At 74.1% G+C, this 15333-nt stretch carries 18 protein-coding genes; 5 read left to right on the top strand and 13 right to left on the bottom strand.

Annotated features, from left to right (window positions below; translation table 11 throughout):
* Positions 1 to 33: 33 nt before the first annotated feature.
* Positions 34 to 555 (top strand): GNAT family N-acetyltransferase, encoded by a 522-nt coding sequence (locus ACPXCB_RS13185; RefSeq protein ID WP_425875217.1) that lies wholly within the window; start codon positions 34 to 36, stop codon positions 553 to 555.
* A gap of 110 nt (positions 556 to 665) precedes the next feature.
* Here ACPXCB_RS13185 and ACPXCB_RS13180 read toward each other — a convergent pair whose 3' ends face one another.
* Entirely contained in the window at positions 666 to 1451 is a 786-nt protein-coding gene (locus ACPXCB_RS13180) for a hypothetical protein (protein WP_425875215.1), read from the bottom strand.
* Between the two features lie 112 nt (positions 1452 to 1563).
* Here ACPXCB_RS13180 and ACPXCB_RS13175 point away from each other — a divergent pair, with 112 nt between their 5' ends.
* From ACPXCB_RS13175 to ACPXCB_RS13165, 3 genes are all read left to right on the top strand, one after another.
* On the top strand, positions 1564 to 1995 hold the full coding sequence (locus ACPXCB_RS13175; RefSeq protein ID WP_132240504.1) for an OsmC family protein: 432 nt from the start codon (positions 1564 to 1566) through the stop codon (positions 1993 to 1995).
* Between the two features lie 266 nt (positions 1996 to 2261).
* Positions 2262 to 2606 carry a metallopeptidase family protein gene (locus ACPXCB_RS13170; RefSeq protein ID WP_192581591.1) on the top strand — a complete coding sequence of 115 codons (345 nt, stop codon included), beginning with the start codon at positions 2262 to 2264 and terminating at the stop codon, positions 2604 to 2606.
* 65 nt (positions 2607 to 2671) lie between these two features.
* Positions 2672 to 3394, top strand: a complete 723-nt coding sequence (locus ACPXCB_RS13165) for an AIM24 family protein (protein ID WP_425875213.1) — start codon at positions 2672 to 2674, stop codon at positions 3392 to 3394.
* A gap of 127 nt (positions 3395 to 3521) precedes the next feature.
* On the opposite strand, the gene pheA is transcribed toward ACPXCB_RS13165, so the two are convergent.
* The 5 genes from pheA to ACPXCB_RS13140 form a co-directional block, all read right to left on the bottom strand.
* A complete protein-coding gene (gene pheA / locus ACPXCB_RS13160) occupies positions 3522 to 4475 on the bottom strand; it encodes a prephenate dehydratase (RefSeq protein WP_425875211.1) in 954 nt (317 codons plus the stop codon).
* A gap of 9 nt (positions 4476 to 4484) precedes the next feature.
* The gene (locus ACPXCB_RS13155; RefSeq protein ID WP_425875477.1) at positions 4485 to 4982 is read right to left on the bottom strand and encodes a hypothetical protein; all 498 of its coding nucleotides are present in this window, start codon (positions 4980 to 4982) and stop codon (positions 4485 to 4487) included.
* 260 nt (positions 4983 to 5242) lie between these two features.
* Positions 5243 to 5632: an ACT domain-containing protein gene (locus ACPXCB_RS13150; protein ID WP_121397477.1), complete on the bottom strand. Its 390-nt coding sequence runs from the start codon at positions 5630 to 5632 to the stop codon at positions 5243 to 5245.
* Between the two features lie 75 nt (positions 5633 to 5707).
* On the bottom strand, positions 5708 to 6166 hold the full coding sequence (locus ACPXCB_RS13145; protein ID WP_327029994.1) for a hypothetical protein: 459 nt from the start codon (positions 6164 to 6166) through the stop codon (positions 5708 to 5710).
* A 176-nt stretch (positions 6167 to 6342) separates the two neighbouring features.
* Positions 6343 to 7083, bottom strand: coding sequence for a hypothetical protein (locus ACPXCB_RS13140; RefSeq protein WP_425875209.1), 741 nt, complete (start codon positions 7081 to 7083; stop codon positions 6343 to 6345).
* A 163-nt stretch (positions 7084 to 7246) separates the two neighbouring features.
* Here ACPXCB_RS13140 and ACPXCB_RS13135 point away from each other — a divergent pair, with 163 nt between their 5' ends.
* The gene (locus tag ACPXCB_RS13135; protein WP_425875207.1) at positions 7247 to 8482 is read left to right on the top strand and encodes an arginine deiminase; all 1236 of its coding nucleotides are present in this window, start codon (positions 7247 to 7249) and stop codon (positions 8480 to 8482) included.
* Between the two features lie 92 nt (positions 8483 to 8574).
* On the opposite strand, the gene ACPXCB_RS13130 is transcribed toward ACPXCB_RS13135, so the two are convergent.
* The 7 genes from ACPXCB_RS13130 to ACPXCB_RS13100 all read right to left on the bottom strand — a co-directional run bounded on the left by ACPXCB_RS13130 (position 8575) and on the right by ACPXCB_RS13100 (position 15100).
* Positions 8575 to 9459, bottom strand: a complete 885-nt coding sequence (locus tag ACPXCB_RS13130; RefSeq protein ID WP_132240511.1) for a DUF5926 family protein — start codon at positions 9457 to 9459, stop codon at positions 8575 to 8577.
* Between the two features lie 59 nt (positions 9460 to 9518).
* Positions 9519 to 9935, bottom strand: coding sequence for an ATP-binding protein (locus ACPXCB_RS13125; RefSeq protein ID WP_425875205.1), 417 nt, complete (start codon positions 9933 to 9935; stop codon positions 9519 to 9521).
* A 68-nt stretch (positions 9936 to 10003) separates the two neighbouring features.
* Positions 10004 to 11461, bottom strand: coding sequence for a PAS domain-containing sensor histidine kinase (locus tag ACPXCB_RS13120; RefSeq protein WP_425875203.1), 1458 nt, complete (start codon positions 11459 to 11461; stop codon positions 10004 to 10006).
* Positions 11462 to 11534: 73 nt separating this feature from the next.
* Positions 11535 to 12326 (bottom strand): glycerophosphodiester phosphodiesterase, encoded by a 792-nt coding sequence (locus tag ACPXCB_RS13115; RefSeq protein ID WP_425875201.1) that lies wholly within the window; start codon positions 12324 to 12326, stop codon positions 11535 to 11537.
* 10 nt (positions 12327 to 12336) lie between these two features.
* On the bottom strand, positions 12337 to 12672 hold the full coding sequence (locus tag ACPXCB_RS13110; RefSeq protein ID WP_425875199.1) for a rhodanese-like domain-containing protein: 336 nt from the start codon (positions 12670 to 12672) through the stop codon (positions 12337 to 12339).
* 53 nt (positions 12673 to 12725) lie between these two features.
* The gene (locus ACPXCB_RS13105; RefSeq protein ID WP_425875197.1) at positions 12726 to 13664 is read right to left on the bottom strand and encodes an LCP family protein; all 939 of its coding nucleotides are present in this window, start codon (positions 13662 to 13664) and stop codon (positions 12726 to 12728) included.
* Between the two features lie 221 nt (positions 13665 to 13885).
* A complete protein-coding gene (locus tag ACPXCB_RS13100) occupies positions 13886 to 15100 on the bottom strand; it encodes an LCP family protein (RefSeq protein ID WP_425875195.1) in 1215 nt (404 codons plus the stop codon).
* Positions 15101 to 15333: the final 233 nt, after the last annotated feature.

Raw genomic sequence — 15333 nt, 5'->3', positions numbered from 1 at the left:
CGGGGCCGTGCTGGGGGCCGTAGGGTGGGACGGGTGGGAGAGCGGGACTGGCCGGTGGCGGAGGCCGTCGACACCGAGCGGCTACTGCTGGAGCCGCTCCGCGTCGACCACGCCGAGGAACTCGCCCCCCTCCTGGACGATCCGGCCCTGCACGAGTACATCGGGGGCAGCCCGGCCACGCCGGAGCAGCTCCGGGAGCGGTACCGCCGGCAGACGGCCGGGCGGTCGCCGGACGGCCGGGAGGGCTGGCTCAACTGGGTCGTCCGGCACCGGGACAGCGGCGACGCGGTCGGCACCGTGCAGGCCACCGTGCGGCTCGACGGTGACCGGCCGGTCGCCGAGCTGGCCTGGGTCGTCCTGACGCCGCACCAGGGCCGCGGCTACGCGGGCGAGGCCGCCGCCGGCCTGGTCGGCTGGCTGGCGGAGCGCGACATCCGGGCGTTGGTCGCGCACGTGCACCCCGACCACCGGGCCTCCGCCCGGGTGGCCGAGCGGCTCGGCCTGCGGGCCACCGACGAGCGAGCGGACGGCGAGGTCCGCTGGGTGGCCCCCTGAGGGCTGCCGCCTTCGGCGATCGGGTACGGGCGGTGCCGAGGTCGTCCTCGTCGAGCCGCGGGCTGACGTTCGTCACCCCGGTCGTCGGCGAACTGGCCCCCGGGACCGCCTCAGTCCGTGAGTTCGGGGCGGGCGAAGGGGGCGGCCGGCCCGACGGTGAGGTCGGCCGGCGCGGGCGGCAACCCGTCGTCCGTGAGGTCCCGCGACCTGCGACGGCGCCAGCCCACCGGCTCCGCCCCGGCTCCGCCGTCCGCCTCGCTGCCGGCGCCCGCCTCGGTCCTGCCGTCCGCCTCGGTCCCGCCGTCGGCCTTTCCGGCGAGCCGGGCCGCGCCGGCCGGGGCCAGCTTCAGCGCCGCCGCGAAGAGCGCACAGGCCAGGAACGCCGTCACCAGGCCCCGGCCGTACTCGACCTGGAACCCGTCGTCCGTGGAGTAGAAGAAGACGCGTTGGGCGGCCTCGTCGAGCGAGGCGGTGGCCGCGACCAGCAGCCCCAGCAGCGCCCCGGCCACGGCCAGCCCGGCGAGCCGGGCGTTCGGACGCACCGCGGGAGTGCCGCGCAGCGCGAGCACCACCGCGCAGACCAGGGCGAACAGCCCGACCAGGTAGCCCACCCCGAACCCGCCGACGTCGGACACCCCGCCCGGCACCCGCAGCGGCGTGTTGCCCTGCGGTCCGCCGTTGGGGATGGTCATCACCTGCCACTCGCCGAGCATCGAGGCGAGGGCGGCCACCGCGCCGAGCGCCGCGAGCAGCACGGGGAGCCGGGGGTCCCGGCCCAGGCCGGAGAACGTACGCCCGAACCGCCCCGGCCTGTCCGGCTGGGCGGTGCCCCACTCCAGGACGGCGGCACCGTCGGACCGGTGTTCCTGCCGGGGAATGGGGGAACTCTGGGACATCGGCCACCCTTCCGCGTTCGCGGGCCTGCCCCGAATCATGACACAGTACGCACCCGGTGACGCGGAGCGTGAACGGTCGCCGGAGGGTGCCCGTTGGGCTAGCGTCGGGTGCATGCCTATCCGTACCGCTTCCGCACAATGGCAGGGCAACCTCACCGAGGGGTCCGGCACGATCCGCACCGGCAAGGGCGGGCTGGAGGGGAACTACTCCTTCAAGTCCCGTTTCGAGGAGGGTGAGGGCACCAACCCCGAGGAGCTGATCGGTGCGGCCCACGCCGGCTGCTTCTCGATGGCGTTCTCCAAGGCACTCGCCGAGGCCGGCTCGCCGCCCACCTCCGTGGAGACCACCGCCAAGGTCCACCTCGACAAGACCGACGCCGGAATGGCGGTGACCCGGATCGAGCTGGACACCGTCGGCCAGGTGCCCGGCATCGACGAGGCGCAGTTCACCAAGCTCGCGGAGACCGCCAAGGAGAACTGCCCGATCTCCCGCCTGCTCGCCCCGGGCGCCCAGATCAGCCTGACCGCGCGCCTCGCCTCCTGACCGTCCCCGTCGTCGGCGTCGACCGCCACGGGGACCACGCTCCCCGTGGCGGCCAGCCGAGCCGGACCGGCGGGCGCGGTCGGCCGCAGGCTTCGACCGGCCCCGGCGGTCGAGCCGGCCCCGGCGGTCGAGCCGGCCCCGGCGGTCGAGCCGGCCCCGGCGGTCGAGCCGGCCCCGAGCCGGACCGAGGCGGCCCGGCGCTCGGATCGGGCGGGCCCGACCGGCGCGGGTGGGCCGTGTCGTCGGGCAGAATGGGCGGGGTGCCGGTGGAGATGAGTCGCGAGCGCTTCGAGGAGCTGGTCGGCGACGCGCTCGACGAGGTGCCCGAGGAACTCCTCGCCCTGATGAGCAACGTCGTGATCCTGGTGGAGGACGACCCGCCCCCCGGCGAGGACCTGCTCGGCCTCTACGAGGGGCACGCCCTCACCGACCGCGGCTGGGACTACGCCGGCGTGCTGCCGGACCGCATCCTGATCTACCGCAACCCCATCCTGCGCATCTGCGACGACGACGAGGACGTCGTCGACGAGGTCGCGGTGACGGTGGTGCACGAGATCGCCCACCACTTCGGCATCGACGACGCCCGCCTGCACGAGCTGGGCTGGGGCTGACGGGCGGCGGTTGCCCCGGTCGCCTACCGTCGGTCCAGGTACCGCGAACTCAGGAGGCACTTCCAATGCGCAGCGAGCTGTTCTCGGCGGAGAACCTTGAGAAGGAGTCCGCGCAGCCGGGCATGCGGCTGCAGAACTCCAAGATGTTGAAGGTCGAACTCAACGGCGAGATGATGGCCCGGGTCGGGTCGATGGTCGCCTACCAGGGGCAGGTGCAGTTCCAGGCGCTCGGCTCCGGCGGGCTCGGCAAGTTCCTCAAGCAGAAGCTGACCGGCGAGGGCGTCCCGCTGATGAAGGTCTCCGGCCGGGGTGACGTGTTCCTCGCCGACTTCGCCAAGGACGTGCACATCATCGACCTGGAGCCCGGCGACGCGCTCTCCATCAACGGCTCCAGCGTGCTGGCCTTCGACTCCACCCTCCAGTACGACATCCGGATGGTCGGCGGGGCCGGCATGGCGTCCTCGTCGGGGCTGTTCAACTGCGTCTTCAGCGGTTACGGCCGGATCGCCATCACCACCAAGGGCACTCCGGTGGTGCTCAGCGTCGACGCCCCCACCTACGTCGACCCGCAGGCGGCGGTCTGCTGGTCGGCCAACCTCCAGACCGGCTACCACCGCGCCGAGCAGCTCGGCCTCGGCACGCTGCTGGGCCGGACCACCGGCGAGGCGTTCACGATGAGCTTCGCCGGCCAGGGCTTCGTCGTCGTCCAGCCCTCCGAGGAGCCGCCCGTCATGGGCAGCGGCTCCCAGGAGCAGCAGGGCGGGCTCCTCGGCGGCCTGCTCAGCTGAGGCACGCCCCGCACCACCTCGCACCGCCCCCGCCCGCGTCGACCGGCCCCGCCGGATCCGACGCCGGTCGGGGGCGGTGCCGTTGCGGGGGGCCGCGGTCGGCTCCGGGGCGGTCCCGGGTCTGCCGTCAGCCGAGGTCGCCGGCGCGCAGGCGGGCCAGCCAGGCGGCGGCGTCGGCGTAGTCGGCGTCCGAGAGGCCGGGCGGGGCCGGGATCGGGCGGTCGCCCGTCCCGGGGAACCGGTGCCGGGGGTACGAGCCCAGGAAGCGCACGTCGGCGCAGACCCGGCGCAGCCCCTGCAACGCCTCGCCCAGGCGTACGTCCGCCACGTGCCCGGCGCAGTCGAGGAAGAAGACGTACCGGCCGAGGGCCTCCCCGGTCGGGCGGGACTCGATCCGGCTCATGTTGATCCCGCGGACGGCCAACTCCATCAGCACCGACAGCAGCGCGCCCACCCGGTCGTGCGCGATGTAGACCGCCAGGGACGTCACGTCGTCGCCCGTCGGCGGTGGCGGCGGCCCGGGGCGGGACACCAGCGCGAAGCGGGTCACCGCGTCCGGGTGGTCGGCGATCTTGTCGGCGAGCACGTCGAGCCGGTGCCGGCCGGCCCCGATCGGGGCGCAGATCGCCGCGTCGTACTCGCCGGCGGCGGCTCCGGCGGCGGCCGCGCCGTTGGAGAGCACGTCCACCACGACCGCGTCGGGCAGGTGCGCGCGCAGCCAACCCCGGCACTGGGTGGACGCCTGCGGGTGGGCGGCGACGCTGCGCACGTGCGGGAGCGTCGTGCCGGGCCGCGCGGCGAGCACGAACTCGACCGGCAGGATCACCTCACGGGTGATCACCAGGGGGTCGCCCTCGGCGAGTTCGTCGAGGGTCACCCCGACCGCGCCGCCGATCGAGTTCTCCAGCGGCACCAGGGCCGAGTCCGCCTCCCCGGTCCGTACGCCCTCCAGCGCCTCGGGGACGCTGCGGGCCGGCGTACGGCTGCCCCGCTCGGCGGCGGGGATGCTCTTCAACGCCTGCTCGGCGAAGGTGCCCTCCGGCCCGAGGTAGACGAAGCGCGTCGGCGGTGTTCCCGGCATGGCGACAGCCTACGCACCCGGTACGCCGAGCGACCCGCCCTCGCAGACGCGCGTCCGGATGCCGGGCGGCCCGGCAGCGCGGACCTCGGCGGTGCAGACGTCGGTGCCGGCGGTGACCAGTCGCGGGGCGCCCGGCCGGCCCTGGGTGATCACCTGGAGCGTCTCGTGCCCGGTGACGTCGAGCACCGTGTAGTGCCACTCGCCGGCGCAGAGCGGCCCGGTCCGCACCCGGACCCGGACGCCGTTCGGCAGCACGCCACCCCGGCCCCGCACCAGGTCGACGATCCGCGCTCCCGAGGGGCCGTCCGGGCACGGGACCGCGACCAGGCCGGGGTCGACCGTGGGGGTGATCCCGCCGGCGCCGGGCGGGCCGGTGGTGGGCGGGGGCGTCGGCGCGGCGCTGGGCGTGGCGGGGAGCGCGGTGCGGGTCGGGGCGGTGGTCGGGGCGGGGCGGCGCAGCTCCGGTGGGGTGCCGCAGCCGGCGAGGGGCAGCGCGGCCAGCAGCACGACGGCTGCGAGGCGGCGGGCGTACGGCGGCGGGGCCGGGCGGGACGAGGCCCGTACGGGCGGCAGGGGCGGAGCCGCCGGCCGGTTGGTCCGGGCGCACGGGCGAACCGCTCCGGGCCGGGCCGGGGGGCCGGGCGGTCGGGCGGGCGTGGCGTGGCGCGAGGGGGTGGGCGGCACGGCCGATCCTCGGGACATCGGGAAGCGTCACTGCGGCCGGGAGGCCGAGCCCATCCTAGGAGGAACCGGCGGGCGGGTGAAGATCAGCCGAGGACGCGATGGCCGGCACGCTCCAGCGCGGCGGTCGCCTCGCGGAGCCGCACGGCGGGAACCAGCAGGTAGTCAGTGTCGTAGGTGGAGAAGGCGACCACGCTGACGCGGGCTGCGGCGAGGGGGTCCACCAGCGCGGCGAGGGTGCCGCTGACCGCCAGGTCGAGGGGTTCGGCGACCCGCAGGCAGCGCCAGGCGGTCTCGCCGACGGCCTGTTCGGGCGCCCGGTCGGCCGGGCAGATCAGCGAGATCCCGTCGGCCGTCCAGCTCACCGTTACGACGTCGCCGTTGCTCAGCCCGCCCGACAACTCGGGCGGCAGGGCGGAGCCGGCGGCCAGGCGGCACACGGCGTACTTCCCCGGCAGCAGAGCGATATCGAGCATGAGGGCACCTTACGGCCTCGGTGCGGGCCCGCCCCAAATTCGCCGCGTGCGGCGAACGCCACATCCCGCCGCTGGTCAGACCGGGGAGAAGAACGTGAGCGAACCGGCGACCGTCCCGCTGGTGAACACCGGGGTGGAGATCGCGTCGACGGTCGAGTCCGGCGCGTCGGTCGACGCGGCCTGGACCCGGAGCAGCCCTCGGGCCAGGCGCCCGGAGGAGAGCGCCAGCAGCGGCGGGATCTTGTCGATCTCGGGTTCGGTCAGCTCGCAGCGGTTGGCGGTGAAGTCGAGCAGCCGTAGCCCGCCGTCGAGCAGCGGCAGCCCGGTCACGTCCTCCGGGTCGCCCAGGAAGAGCAGCTCGCAGCCGGCGACGGAGACGGCGACGACCCTCGTCCCGGCGTCGATGAGCAGGCACGGCTCGTCGGCGTGGGAGACGGTCGACGACCACCGACCGAGGTTGTCGAACTCCTGCCCTGTCGGTGTTCCCGCCGCCGGCACGAACACGTCAGAGAGCGAGAGTTCGACGTGGGCCACCGCGCCTCCTATGTACACCGACGGTCCGTCCACGCTAGCCGGTCGTCGCGGGTGACGCCGACCGCGCGTGGTCACCGGGCCGCCGGTGGGTGAGGGAGTGCCCTGGCCAGGCGGCCGACGACGGCGCGACCGACGGGTGCCGACCGGCACCCGGGTGCGTGGCGTCGCCGGTGACGTTACCGTCGGTTGGCCGGCTTGTCAGCGGCCGTTCGGCCGCCCTCGTACCACCGGTAGTCCGCGGCCGGCCGGTACGAGCCGTTCACCCAGGTCTCCGGGTGCTGCGCGACCTGCGAGAGTTTCTCGGCCGTGGCCGGACTGATCCGGCTGCCCCCGGCGACGAGCAGGCGGTCCAGCTCGCGGTGGGTGGCCATGAGGCAGTCCTTCGGCAGGCCGTAGACGCTGATGACGCCGGAGCCGACGAAGGTCAGCACCGGCGTCACCGGGATCGGCAGCCTCACGGCGTCGGAGAGCGCCTTGCTGGCCCGCTTGGCGTCGCGGCGGGCCTCGGCCACGTAGGGCGGGCGCTTGCCGTTGATCTGGACCACGTCGCCGGCCACCAGCACCCGGGCCCGGCCGTGGTCGGCGATGGTGACCGCGAAGAGCCCGCTCGGCCCGATGGCGAGGAAGCCGGCGCGTTCGTCGCGCTCGTGGTCGAGCAGGAGATCGGTGGCGTCCGTGCGGGGCCACTCGATGACGTGCCACGCGGGCCCGAGATGGTCGAGCCGGCCGAGCGCCCGTGCCCCGGCCGCCTCCAGCCGCCGGGCGCCCCGCTCCGCCCTGCGGCGGCGGGCCCACTCCAACGGGGACGGACGGACGGGTGCGAGCACCCCCGGCGACTCCACGCGGGGGTGTGGCACCGCCGCGGGCGGCAGTGCCCGGGCGGACGGTACGGCTTGACGAGCGGGAAAGACAGTCATCGCGACCTCCGGCAAAAGGTCCCTCGAAGTTATGTCCTCACTACCCTACGTTGCCAGTCCCCTGTGTCGGCAAGTTGGAACGCCGGAGTGAGTGCGGATGAATGCCATATTCATCCACCCCTGTTTTATCGGATGCCGCCAAACCCTGCCCTACGCTGCGAGGGTGACCCACTACGTGGACAGCGAAGTCGGTCGGCTCGGGACGGTGCTGCTGCACCGCCCCGGTCCTGAGTTGGCCCGGCTCACCCCCCGGAACAACGACTCGCTCCTCTTCGACGCCATCCCGTGGGTCGGACGGGCCCAGGAGGAGCACGACGCCTTCGCCGCCGCCCTGCGCGAGCGCGGCGTCGAGGTGCTCTACCTTGCCACCCTCCTCGCCGAGACGCTCGCCGTCGCCGACGCGCGGGCCGAGCTGACCGGGGAGGTGCTCCGTTCGCCCAGGCTCGGCGACTCGCTGCGCGCCCGGGTCGCCGACCACCTCGCGTATCTCGATCCCGTCGCGCTCGCCGACGTGCTCATCGCCGGGCTGGCCCACGAGGAGCTCCGGGTCAGCCGGGAGCGGCCGGGCGGCCTCGTCTACACCCTGATGGACCGGCACGACTTCGTCATCGACCCGCTGCCGAACCTGCTGTTCACCCGGGACTCCTCGTTCTGGGTCGGCGACCGGGTCGGGGTGACCAGCCTGGCGATGCCGGCGCGGCGACGGGAGACCACGCTGACCGACGCCATCTACCGGCACCACCCGCGCTTCGCCGGCACCGAGCTCGTCTACCAGCCCGGCCTGGAGCACCTGGAGGGCGGCGACGTGCTGCTGCTCGCGCCGGGGGTGCTGGCCGTCGGGGTGGGCGAGCGGACCACGCCCGCCGGCGCGGAACGCCTCGCCCGGCAGGTCTTCGCCGCCGGGCTCGCGCACACCATCCTCGTCGTCCCGATCGCCCAGGAACGGGCGACCATGCACCTCGACACCGTCTGCACGATGGTGGACGTCGACGCCGTGCTGATGTACCCGAACATCGCCCACACGCTGTCGGCGTACACCGTCATCGCCGGGGTGGACGGCGAGGACCCGCGGGTGGACGGCCCGGCGCCGTTCCTGCGGGCCGCCGCCGACGCCATGGACCTGCCGCAGCTCCGGGTCATCGACACCGGCCTGGACCCGGTCACCGCGGAACGCGAGCAGTGGGACGACGGCAACAACACCCTGGCCCTCGCGCCCCGGCTCTGCGTGGGCTACGAGCGCAACACGGAGACCAACGCGCAACTCGAGCGGGCCGGCATCGAGGTGATCCCGATCGCCAGCTCCGAGCTGGGCTCGGGCCGGGGCGGCCCGCGCTGCATGTCGTGCCCGCTGGTCCGCGAGCCGCTGGGCGCACCGGGGGAAGGAAGGGTCCCTTCCTGACGTGTTCGGTCCAGGAAGGCGCCCTTCCTCACGTCGCAGCCGCCGCGCGGGCGGCTGCGACGTGAGGGCGGAAGGTGAGCGGGGTGTCCGGCTCAGCGCAGGGTGAGTTGGCGGCCGAGCAGGCCGTGGCGGGCCCGCCGGCCGGCGGCGTCCAGCGGGGCGGGCTCGGCGAGCGCCTCCGCGTACCGCTTGGCGAAGTCGGCGACCGGCTGCTCCCAGTCGGCGGCCGGGACGTCCTCCGGCAGGTCCCAGACGGGCACCAGTCGGCCGTGGGCCCGGAACATGCCCGCGAAGCGGGTGTTCTCGCCGAGCACCAGCGTGCCGGCGACGCTCAGCCGGGACAGCGCGTCCAGCGCGGCGTCCTCGTCGTCGGGCAGCACCCAGCGCACGTGCGCCTTCTCCGGCACCTGGCACCAGTACGCGGCCCGGGCGGCGGCGAGCCGTACGGTGGGGTAGATCGCGGCGTTCGCCCGCTCCAGGGACGCCTGCACGTTCGGGTCGTCGCCGGCCCCCGGGTCGAGCCAGAACTCGAACCCGTCGTGCATGCTGACCTCCAGCGGGCCGTCGGCGAGGACGTCCTGCAACCGGGGGCCGGGGCCGGGCAGCGGCGGCACGGGCACCGGGCGGCCCGGCTCGGCCCGCAGCGCGCAGAGCAGCGCCTCGGCCAGGTCCCGGGAGACGTCACCCGACTGGAGGTGACGCTGGAGCCCGATGAGGACCCGCCCGTCCGGCTTGGTCATGGCCGGGGTGGCCATCGGCAGCACGGTGGCCAGGGTGACCTCCCGGTCGCCGAACTCCTCGACCAGGGCGGGGGCCAGTCGCAGCGGCGCCGAGGCGGCCGGCACCAGTTCCCGCAGGGCGATCCACTCCGGCTCGTCGGTCAGCCCCTCGAACGGTCGGGGCACGAAGATGTCCCGTACCTTCTCCCGCTTGGGGGTGGCTTCGGCGGCCCGCTGGCTCTTTCGACGCTTGCTCACGGCGACACAGCCTAGAGGCCCCGGCGGCCGGGCGGGGCAGGACCCGCCCTCGCGGTCGGTCAGCCGGCCACGGCAAGGTCCGACCGGGTGACGTCGGCAGGGTCGAACTCGGCCCACACGCTCTGGCCCAGGCCGTCCCGCTCGACGCCCCAGCGGTCGGCCAGCCCCGAGACGATGTGCAGCCCCCGGCCGTCGACCGCGTCGGTGTCGGCGAGCCGCATCGTGGGGCCCGCGGCGGCGCCGCCGTCGGTCACCCGGAGCTGCACCTGCTGGCCGCCGGACGAGTCGCGCAGCCGCCAGGCCACCCGGACCACTCCGCCGGGCAGCGGGTCGGCGTGCCGGACCGCGTTGCCGACCAGCTCGGCGAGGACCGCGACGAGGTCGGCCAGGAGCGGCGGGGCTACGACGTCGGCCAGTTCCTCGGCGAGGCGTCGCCGCGCCACCCGTGCCCCCGCGGCGTGGTGGGGGACCACCACGCACCATGCCCGATCGGCAGCTCCCGTCGACACCTTCGTCCCTTCACGCCCCCGTTGTCCGTCGCCGGTCACCCGCAGGGCAGCCGCACCTCTGCGACCGTACCGCCACCGGCCCTCGGCCGTAGGGATACCCATCCATTCTGCTGTTCAACGATCCGACGGACGAGATAGAGGCCGAGTCCGGCCCCGGCGTAGCGGCGGCGGTCGCCCGACTCGCCCTGCCAGAACCGGTCGAAGGCCCGCTCCACGTGCTCCGGCCGGATGCCGATGCCCCGGTCGTGTACCTGGAAGGAGATCGTCGACCCGTCCGCGTCGGCGGTGATCTCGATGAGCGAGCCGGGCTCGGAGTACTTGCCGGCGTTCGTGCACAGCTCCGTGAGCACGGTGGCGAGGCTCAGCCGGTGGCCGAGCGCCTTGGGCAGGTCCGCGGGGATGCGGAGGACGAGCCGCTGCCGCAGCTCCGCAGGGAGGTCGACCGCCGCCGCGCGCAGCGCGTCACCGAGGTCGTACGGGGCGGGGGGCTGGTCGCCCGGCCCCGCCTCGGCGGCGGAGGAGAGCAGCCGGTCCACCAGCCGGGCCAGCTCGTTGGCGCGTTGCCCGATGACGCGGGCGGCCTGCCGCCGATCGGTCTCGGTCAGCGACTCCCAGTGGTCGGTGAGCGTGTCCGCATAGCCCTTGATCACGGTCACCGGCGTACGCAGCTCGTGGCTGGTCACCGCCACGAAGAGATCCCGGTCGTGGTCGCGGCGCTGCTGGTCGGTGCTGTCCCGGAAGGTGACCACCCGCAGGGTGCCGGGGCCGGGCAGCTCGCCGGAGGTGATCGTGAGCCAGCGGCCGTCCGGCATCCGGTGGTCGCGCACCTGCCCGGACGGGGGCAGCGGGAAGGGCATCGGCCGGTTGAGCGCCTGGGCCACGGAACGGCCGGTGACCCGGGCGGCGGCCGGGTTCCAGAGCCGGACGTGGTTGTCCCGGTCGACGACGGCCAGGCCGTCCGCCAGCGCCGCCACCACCGGCCCGTCGCCGTGCACGGGCAGCCCGGTCTGGTCGCCGTACATGTGGGCGATGCAGGAGGCCAGGTAGCCCGCGACGGCGTGCTGCTCGGCGTCGGGCGGGTCGTCGCCGTCGGGGTAGAGCACGTGCAGGCTGCCGACCGTCAGCCCGCCGATCTCCGCGCGGGAGACCAGCATCCGGAGCAGGCCCCGTTCGGCGAGCTCAGCGGAGAGCCTGCCGGTCAGCTCGTCCGTGCGGACCTGGCGCACCCGCGCGCCGGAGAGCAGGCAGACGGTGGCGGGGTCGTCGGCCGGCACGGGGTGGCCGACGGCCCACTCGGCGGCGCCGGTCGCGGCGATCACCCGGCCGCCGGTCGGCGCGAACTCGACGAACGCCGTGCCCGCCGCGCCGAGCGCCGACCGGGCCACGCGGAGCAGGTGGGTGAGCACCGGAAGACCGGTGCCGCCCGAGTTGATCATTTCGATCACCGTGGTGTGGCCGGCGATGAGAGCGGAGAGGTCGGTGCGCTCCGGCATCCTCCGAGTGTGCCCCGCCGGTCAGTCCGGGGACACCCCTGCCCCACCGGGGCTCCGCGCGCTGCCACCCCGGTCAGCGGCCCAGGCTGGCCAGCGTGCGCGCCGGCCGGTCGGTGATGATGCCGTCCACCCCGGCGGCCAGGACGAGGTCGAGGTCCGCCGGCTCGTTCACGGTCCACACGAAGACCTGGTTGCCCGCCGCCCGCAGGGCGGGCACCAGCTGCGGGCGGGCGCGCACCAGGGCGACGCCGGGGCCGGCGATCCGGATGCCGAACGGCAGCCGCCCCGGCCGCACCCAGCGCGGCAGCACATCCAGCAGCAGCACCGTGGGCAGCGCGGGAGCCAGCCCCCGGACCCGGCGTACGGCCAGCGGCGAGAACGACATGACGGTGACCCGTACCGGATCGTCCGGTTTCGGCTCGGTCAGCCCGTACCGGCGCAGCATCGCGACGAGCCGGCGCTCGACGTTCCCGCCGTGGCGGGAGGGGTGCTTGGTCTCCACCAGCAGCCGCACCGGCCTGCCCGCGGCCAGCACCGCGTCCAGCAGCCGCTCCAGGGTCAGCAGGCGCGTGTGCGACTCGTCGAGCACCTCGTCGCCGTCGGCGGGCGCGCAGCCGGGGTGCCAGGAGCCGAAGTCCAGCGCCTCCAGCTCCGCGAGGGTACGGGCGCTGACCAGTCCCTGTCCGTTGCTGGTGCGGTCGAGCCGGCGGTCGTGCACGCAGACCAGGTGGCCGTCCCGGGTCAGCCGGACGTCGCACTCCAGCCCGTCCGCGCCCTCGTCGAGGGCCCGCAGGTAGGCCGCGAGGGTGTGCTCGGGCAGGTCGTGGGAGGAACCGCGGTGCGCGATGACGAGAGGGGCGTCCATTCCGATCGTCCTAGAGGACCCGGCCCGGCTGCCCGTCCTCGCGGACCACTCCTCGCCCGGCGGCGGCCCACTCGCCCATCCCGCCCTCGACGTTGCGCACCTGGTCCCAGCCGTTGCGCATCAGGTAGGTGACGACCTGTGCGGAGCGCCCGCCGGAGCGGCAGATGACGGCGACGTCGCGGTCGGTCGGCACCTCGGCGATCCGGGCCGGCAGTTCCATCATCGGCAGGTGGTGCGCGCCGGGGGCGTGGCCGGCGTTCCACTCGTCGTCCTCCCGGACGTCGAGCAGGTACGCGTCGTCGGCGATCTCGGTCACGGTCACGGTGGGAACCTGGGATCCGAACACGGGCCAAGCCTAGATCCTCGCCCGGGCGGCCGGTGGCGGGCCGTCCCCCGGCGTCACAGCCGGGTGACCCACCGCGGATTGGCCCGCGCCCAGTCCGGCACGCGGGTGCCGCGTACCGCCTCGAAGAGGCCGTTCCCGCCGTTGTCGAGCACCACGTACGACACCTGGTCGATGGTCTGGGGGTGGGAGGGGACCTGCACGCCGCGCAGCGCGTCCGCCGGCAGGTCGCGCAGCGCGAGGACCAGGTCCTCCAGCCGTACGCCGTTGGTGTCCACGGTCAACGAGCCGCCCACGGCGCGGATCACCTGGTCCAGCTTGACCGGGTTGGTCCGCAGCGACGTCTCGCTCGTGCGCTCCAGCACCGCCCGGAGCAGTTGTTGCTGGTGGGTCTGCCGGTCGTAGTCGCCGCCCGGCAGGTCGTAGCGTTGGCGGACGTAGTCCAGCGCCTGGCCGCCGTCCATCTGCTGGCAGCCGGGCGGGAAGACGCGGTCGGTGTGGATCGAGCGGACCTCGGTGTCCACGCACATGCGTACGCCGCCGAGCAGGTCGATGACCTTGCGGAAGCCGGAGAAGTCGATCAGGGCCGCGCCGTCGAAGCGGATGCCGGTCAACCGGGACAGGGTGGCCGAGAGCAGGCGGGTGCCCGGCTGGCCGCCGCCGCCGTGCTCGTACGCCGCATTGATCTTGTCCTGGCCGCCGCCGTAGCCGTTGCCGGCGGGGATGGCCACGAGCAGGTCCCGGGGGACGGAGACCAGGTACGCCTCGCGCCCGCCGGCGGGGACGTGCACGATGAGGATGGTGTCCGAGCGTCGGTCCGCCGCGCTGCCGCTCTGCCAGCGGTCGGTCCCCACCAGCAGGTAGTTCAGCGGCCCGTCGGGGTCGGTGCGCTCCCGGCGGGCGGTCGGGTCGAGCAGTTGCTCCCGGACGACGCTGCGGTCGTACCGGTCGCTCAGCACCTCCAGGCCCACCACGGCGAGCCCGGCCAGCAGCACCAGGGCCAGGCCCAGGCCGAGCAGCAGCCGGGGCCAGCGGACGCGGGGCGGCCGGGCGGGCCGGGTGCCGGTCCCGGACCGGCCCCGACCGTCGCCCGTCGATCTGGACGTGACGCCTCCCCGCGACCCGTACGTGAATCCCTCTCACGTCAGGCTACGAGTCGACCACGGCGGTCCGGGCCGCTTCGCCGACATCGCCCGGCGGGCCGCCCCGGCCGGCGCTACTCGCGGCTGGAGACCACCTCGGGGTTGGCGAAGACGAATTCGGCCAGCTTGTCCTGTTTCACCGCGCGGAACATGTCCAGCGTCTGGGCGCTGAGCGTCTCGCGACTGCCGTCGCTGTGGAAGGTGCCGCCGTTCGTCTTCAGCATGACCAGGTCGTTGCCGGTCACCCCGCGCATGGTGAAGACGAAGTCGGGGACCGGCACGCCGGCGGTGTCGAGGATGAATGCCTTGCCGGCCGCGTCGATCAGCTTGTTCAGCTTGATCGGGTTGGTCAGCGTCCCGTCCTGGGTGGCCTTCTTCGCCATCGCCTTGATCAGCTGCTGCTGGTTCTGCTGCCGGTCGTAGTCGCCGTTCTTGAGGCTCTTGCGCTGCCGGGAGTAGTCCAGCGCCGCCCAGCCCTCCATTTCACGGCAGCCCTTCTTGTGCACCACGGGCGTCCGCTGCTTGCCGGTCTTCTTCGCGTCCGCGTTCCACATCGGCTTGCCGTCCACGTACGACATGTGGATCGACTCGACCTCCTGCTTGACGCAGATGCGCACGGTGCCGAGGGCTTCGATGACGTTCTTGAATCCGCCGAAGTTGATGATGGCCGCGCCGTCGAAGCTGATCCCGGTCATCTTCTTGATCGTCTGCGCCATCAGCTGGGCGCCGCCCTCCCAGCCGCCACCGTTGCGGGCGCCGGCCTGGAACGCCGCGTTGATCTTGTCGGTGCCGCCCGAGTAGCCGCTCGGCTTGAACGCCGGGATATGGGCCTCGGTGTCCCGGGGGATCGAGATCAGGTACGCCTGGTCGTGCGTCGCCGGGATGTGCAGCACGATGATGCTGTCCGCCCGCACGTCGTCGGCGGCCCACCGCTCCCGGGCGTCCACACCGAGCAGCAGCATGTCGATCGGGCCGTCCAGGCTGGCGCCACCCTCGGCGTCGGTCTTGCCGGCGTCACCGAGGAGGTTGCGCTGGGCGATGTTGCCGGTGGCGCTGCTGATCAGCGCCTTGCTGCCGACGATGGCCGCACCGCTGGCGACCATCAGCACGGCACCGAAGATCAGGGTGAGTCGGGCCCAGAGCGGATCCTTGCGGCGCGACCGCTTCTTCGCGGACCCGCCACCGGGCTTGCCGCCCTTGACGGGCTGCTTCGGGATGCTCGTGGAGGCCCGGACCGGGCCACGGGGGGACTCCAGCGCCGGAGGGCGACGGCTGGTCTGAACCGGCATGCGTGCTCCAGCTCGCGTTTGTCAGGGGGGCGGGATCACTGTACGGACGCTTTCCCGTCCTGGCGAGGTCGTCTGACCGTCAAATACCGTTCGCCCGGCCGTCATCCAGGGAAACTGACCGAACGGGCAGATCGATACGGCCGGTCGGCGGTTGGCTCACCGGAAGCGGTCGGCCGGCCCTCCGAATCGTGATGAAGTTCGTCGATCACGGGAGGGCCGGCCGGCGGAGCTGG

The sequence above is a fragment of the Micromonospora sp. DT62 genome (genome assembly GCF_049847285.1).
Classification (GTDB): domain Bacteria; phylum Actinomycetota; class Actinomycetes; order Mycobacteriales; family Micromonosporaceae; genus Micromonospora; species Micromonospora reichwaldensis.
This window is presented reverse-complemented; position numbering and strand designations above follow the sequence as displayed.

Bases quoted from the DNA above. Each gene is read 5' to 3' on its own strand.
- ACPXCB_RS13180 (WP_425875215.1), bottom strand. From the start codon at position 1,451: ATGTCCCAGAGTTCCCCCATTCCCCGGCAGGAACACCGGTCCGACGGT.
- ACPXCB_RS13175 (WP_132240504.1), top strand. From the start codon at position 1,564: ATGCCTATCCGTACCGCTTCCGCACAATGGCAGGGCAACCTCACCGAG.
- ACPXCB_RS13165 (WP_425875213.1), top strand. From the start codon at position 2,672: ATGCGCAGCGAGCTGTTCTCGGCGGAGAACCTTGAGAAGGAGTCCGCG.
- pheA (WP_425875211.1), bottom strand. From the start codon at position 4,475: ATGCCGGGAACACCGCCGACGCGCTTCGTCTACCTCGGGCCGGAGGGC.
- ACPXCB_RS13150 (WP_121397477.1), bottom strand. From the start codon at position 5,632: ATGCTCGATATCGCTCTGCTGCCGGGGAAGTACGCCGTGTGCCGCCTG.
- ACPXCB_RS13140 (WP_425875209.1), bottom strand. From the start codon at position 7,083: ATGACTGTCTTTCCCGCTCGTCAAGCCGTACCGTCCGCCCGGGCACTG.
- ACPXCB_RS13120 (WP_425875203.1), bottom strand. From the start codon at position 11,461: ATGCCGGAGCGCACCGACCTCTCCGCTCTCATCGCCGGCCACACCACG.
- ACPXCB_RS13115 (WP_425875201.1), bottom strand. From the start codon at position 12,326: ATGGACGCCCCTCTCGTCATCGCGCACCGCGGTTCCTCCCACGACCTG.
- ACPXCB_RS13100 (WP_425875195.1), bottom strand. From the start codon at position 15,100: ATGCCGGTTCAGACCAGCCGTCGCCCTCCGGCGCTGGAGTCCCCCCGT.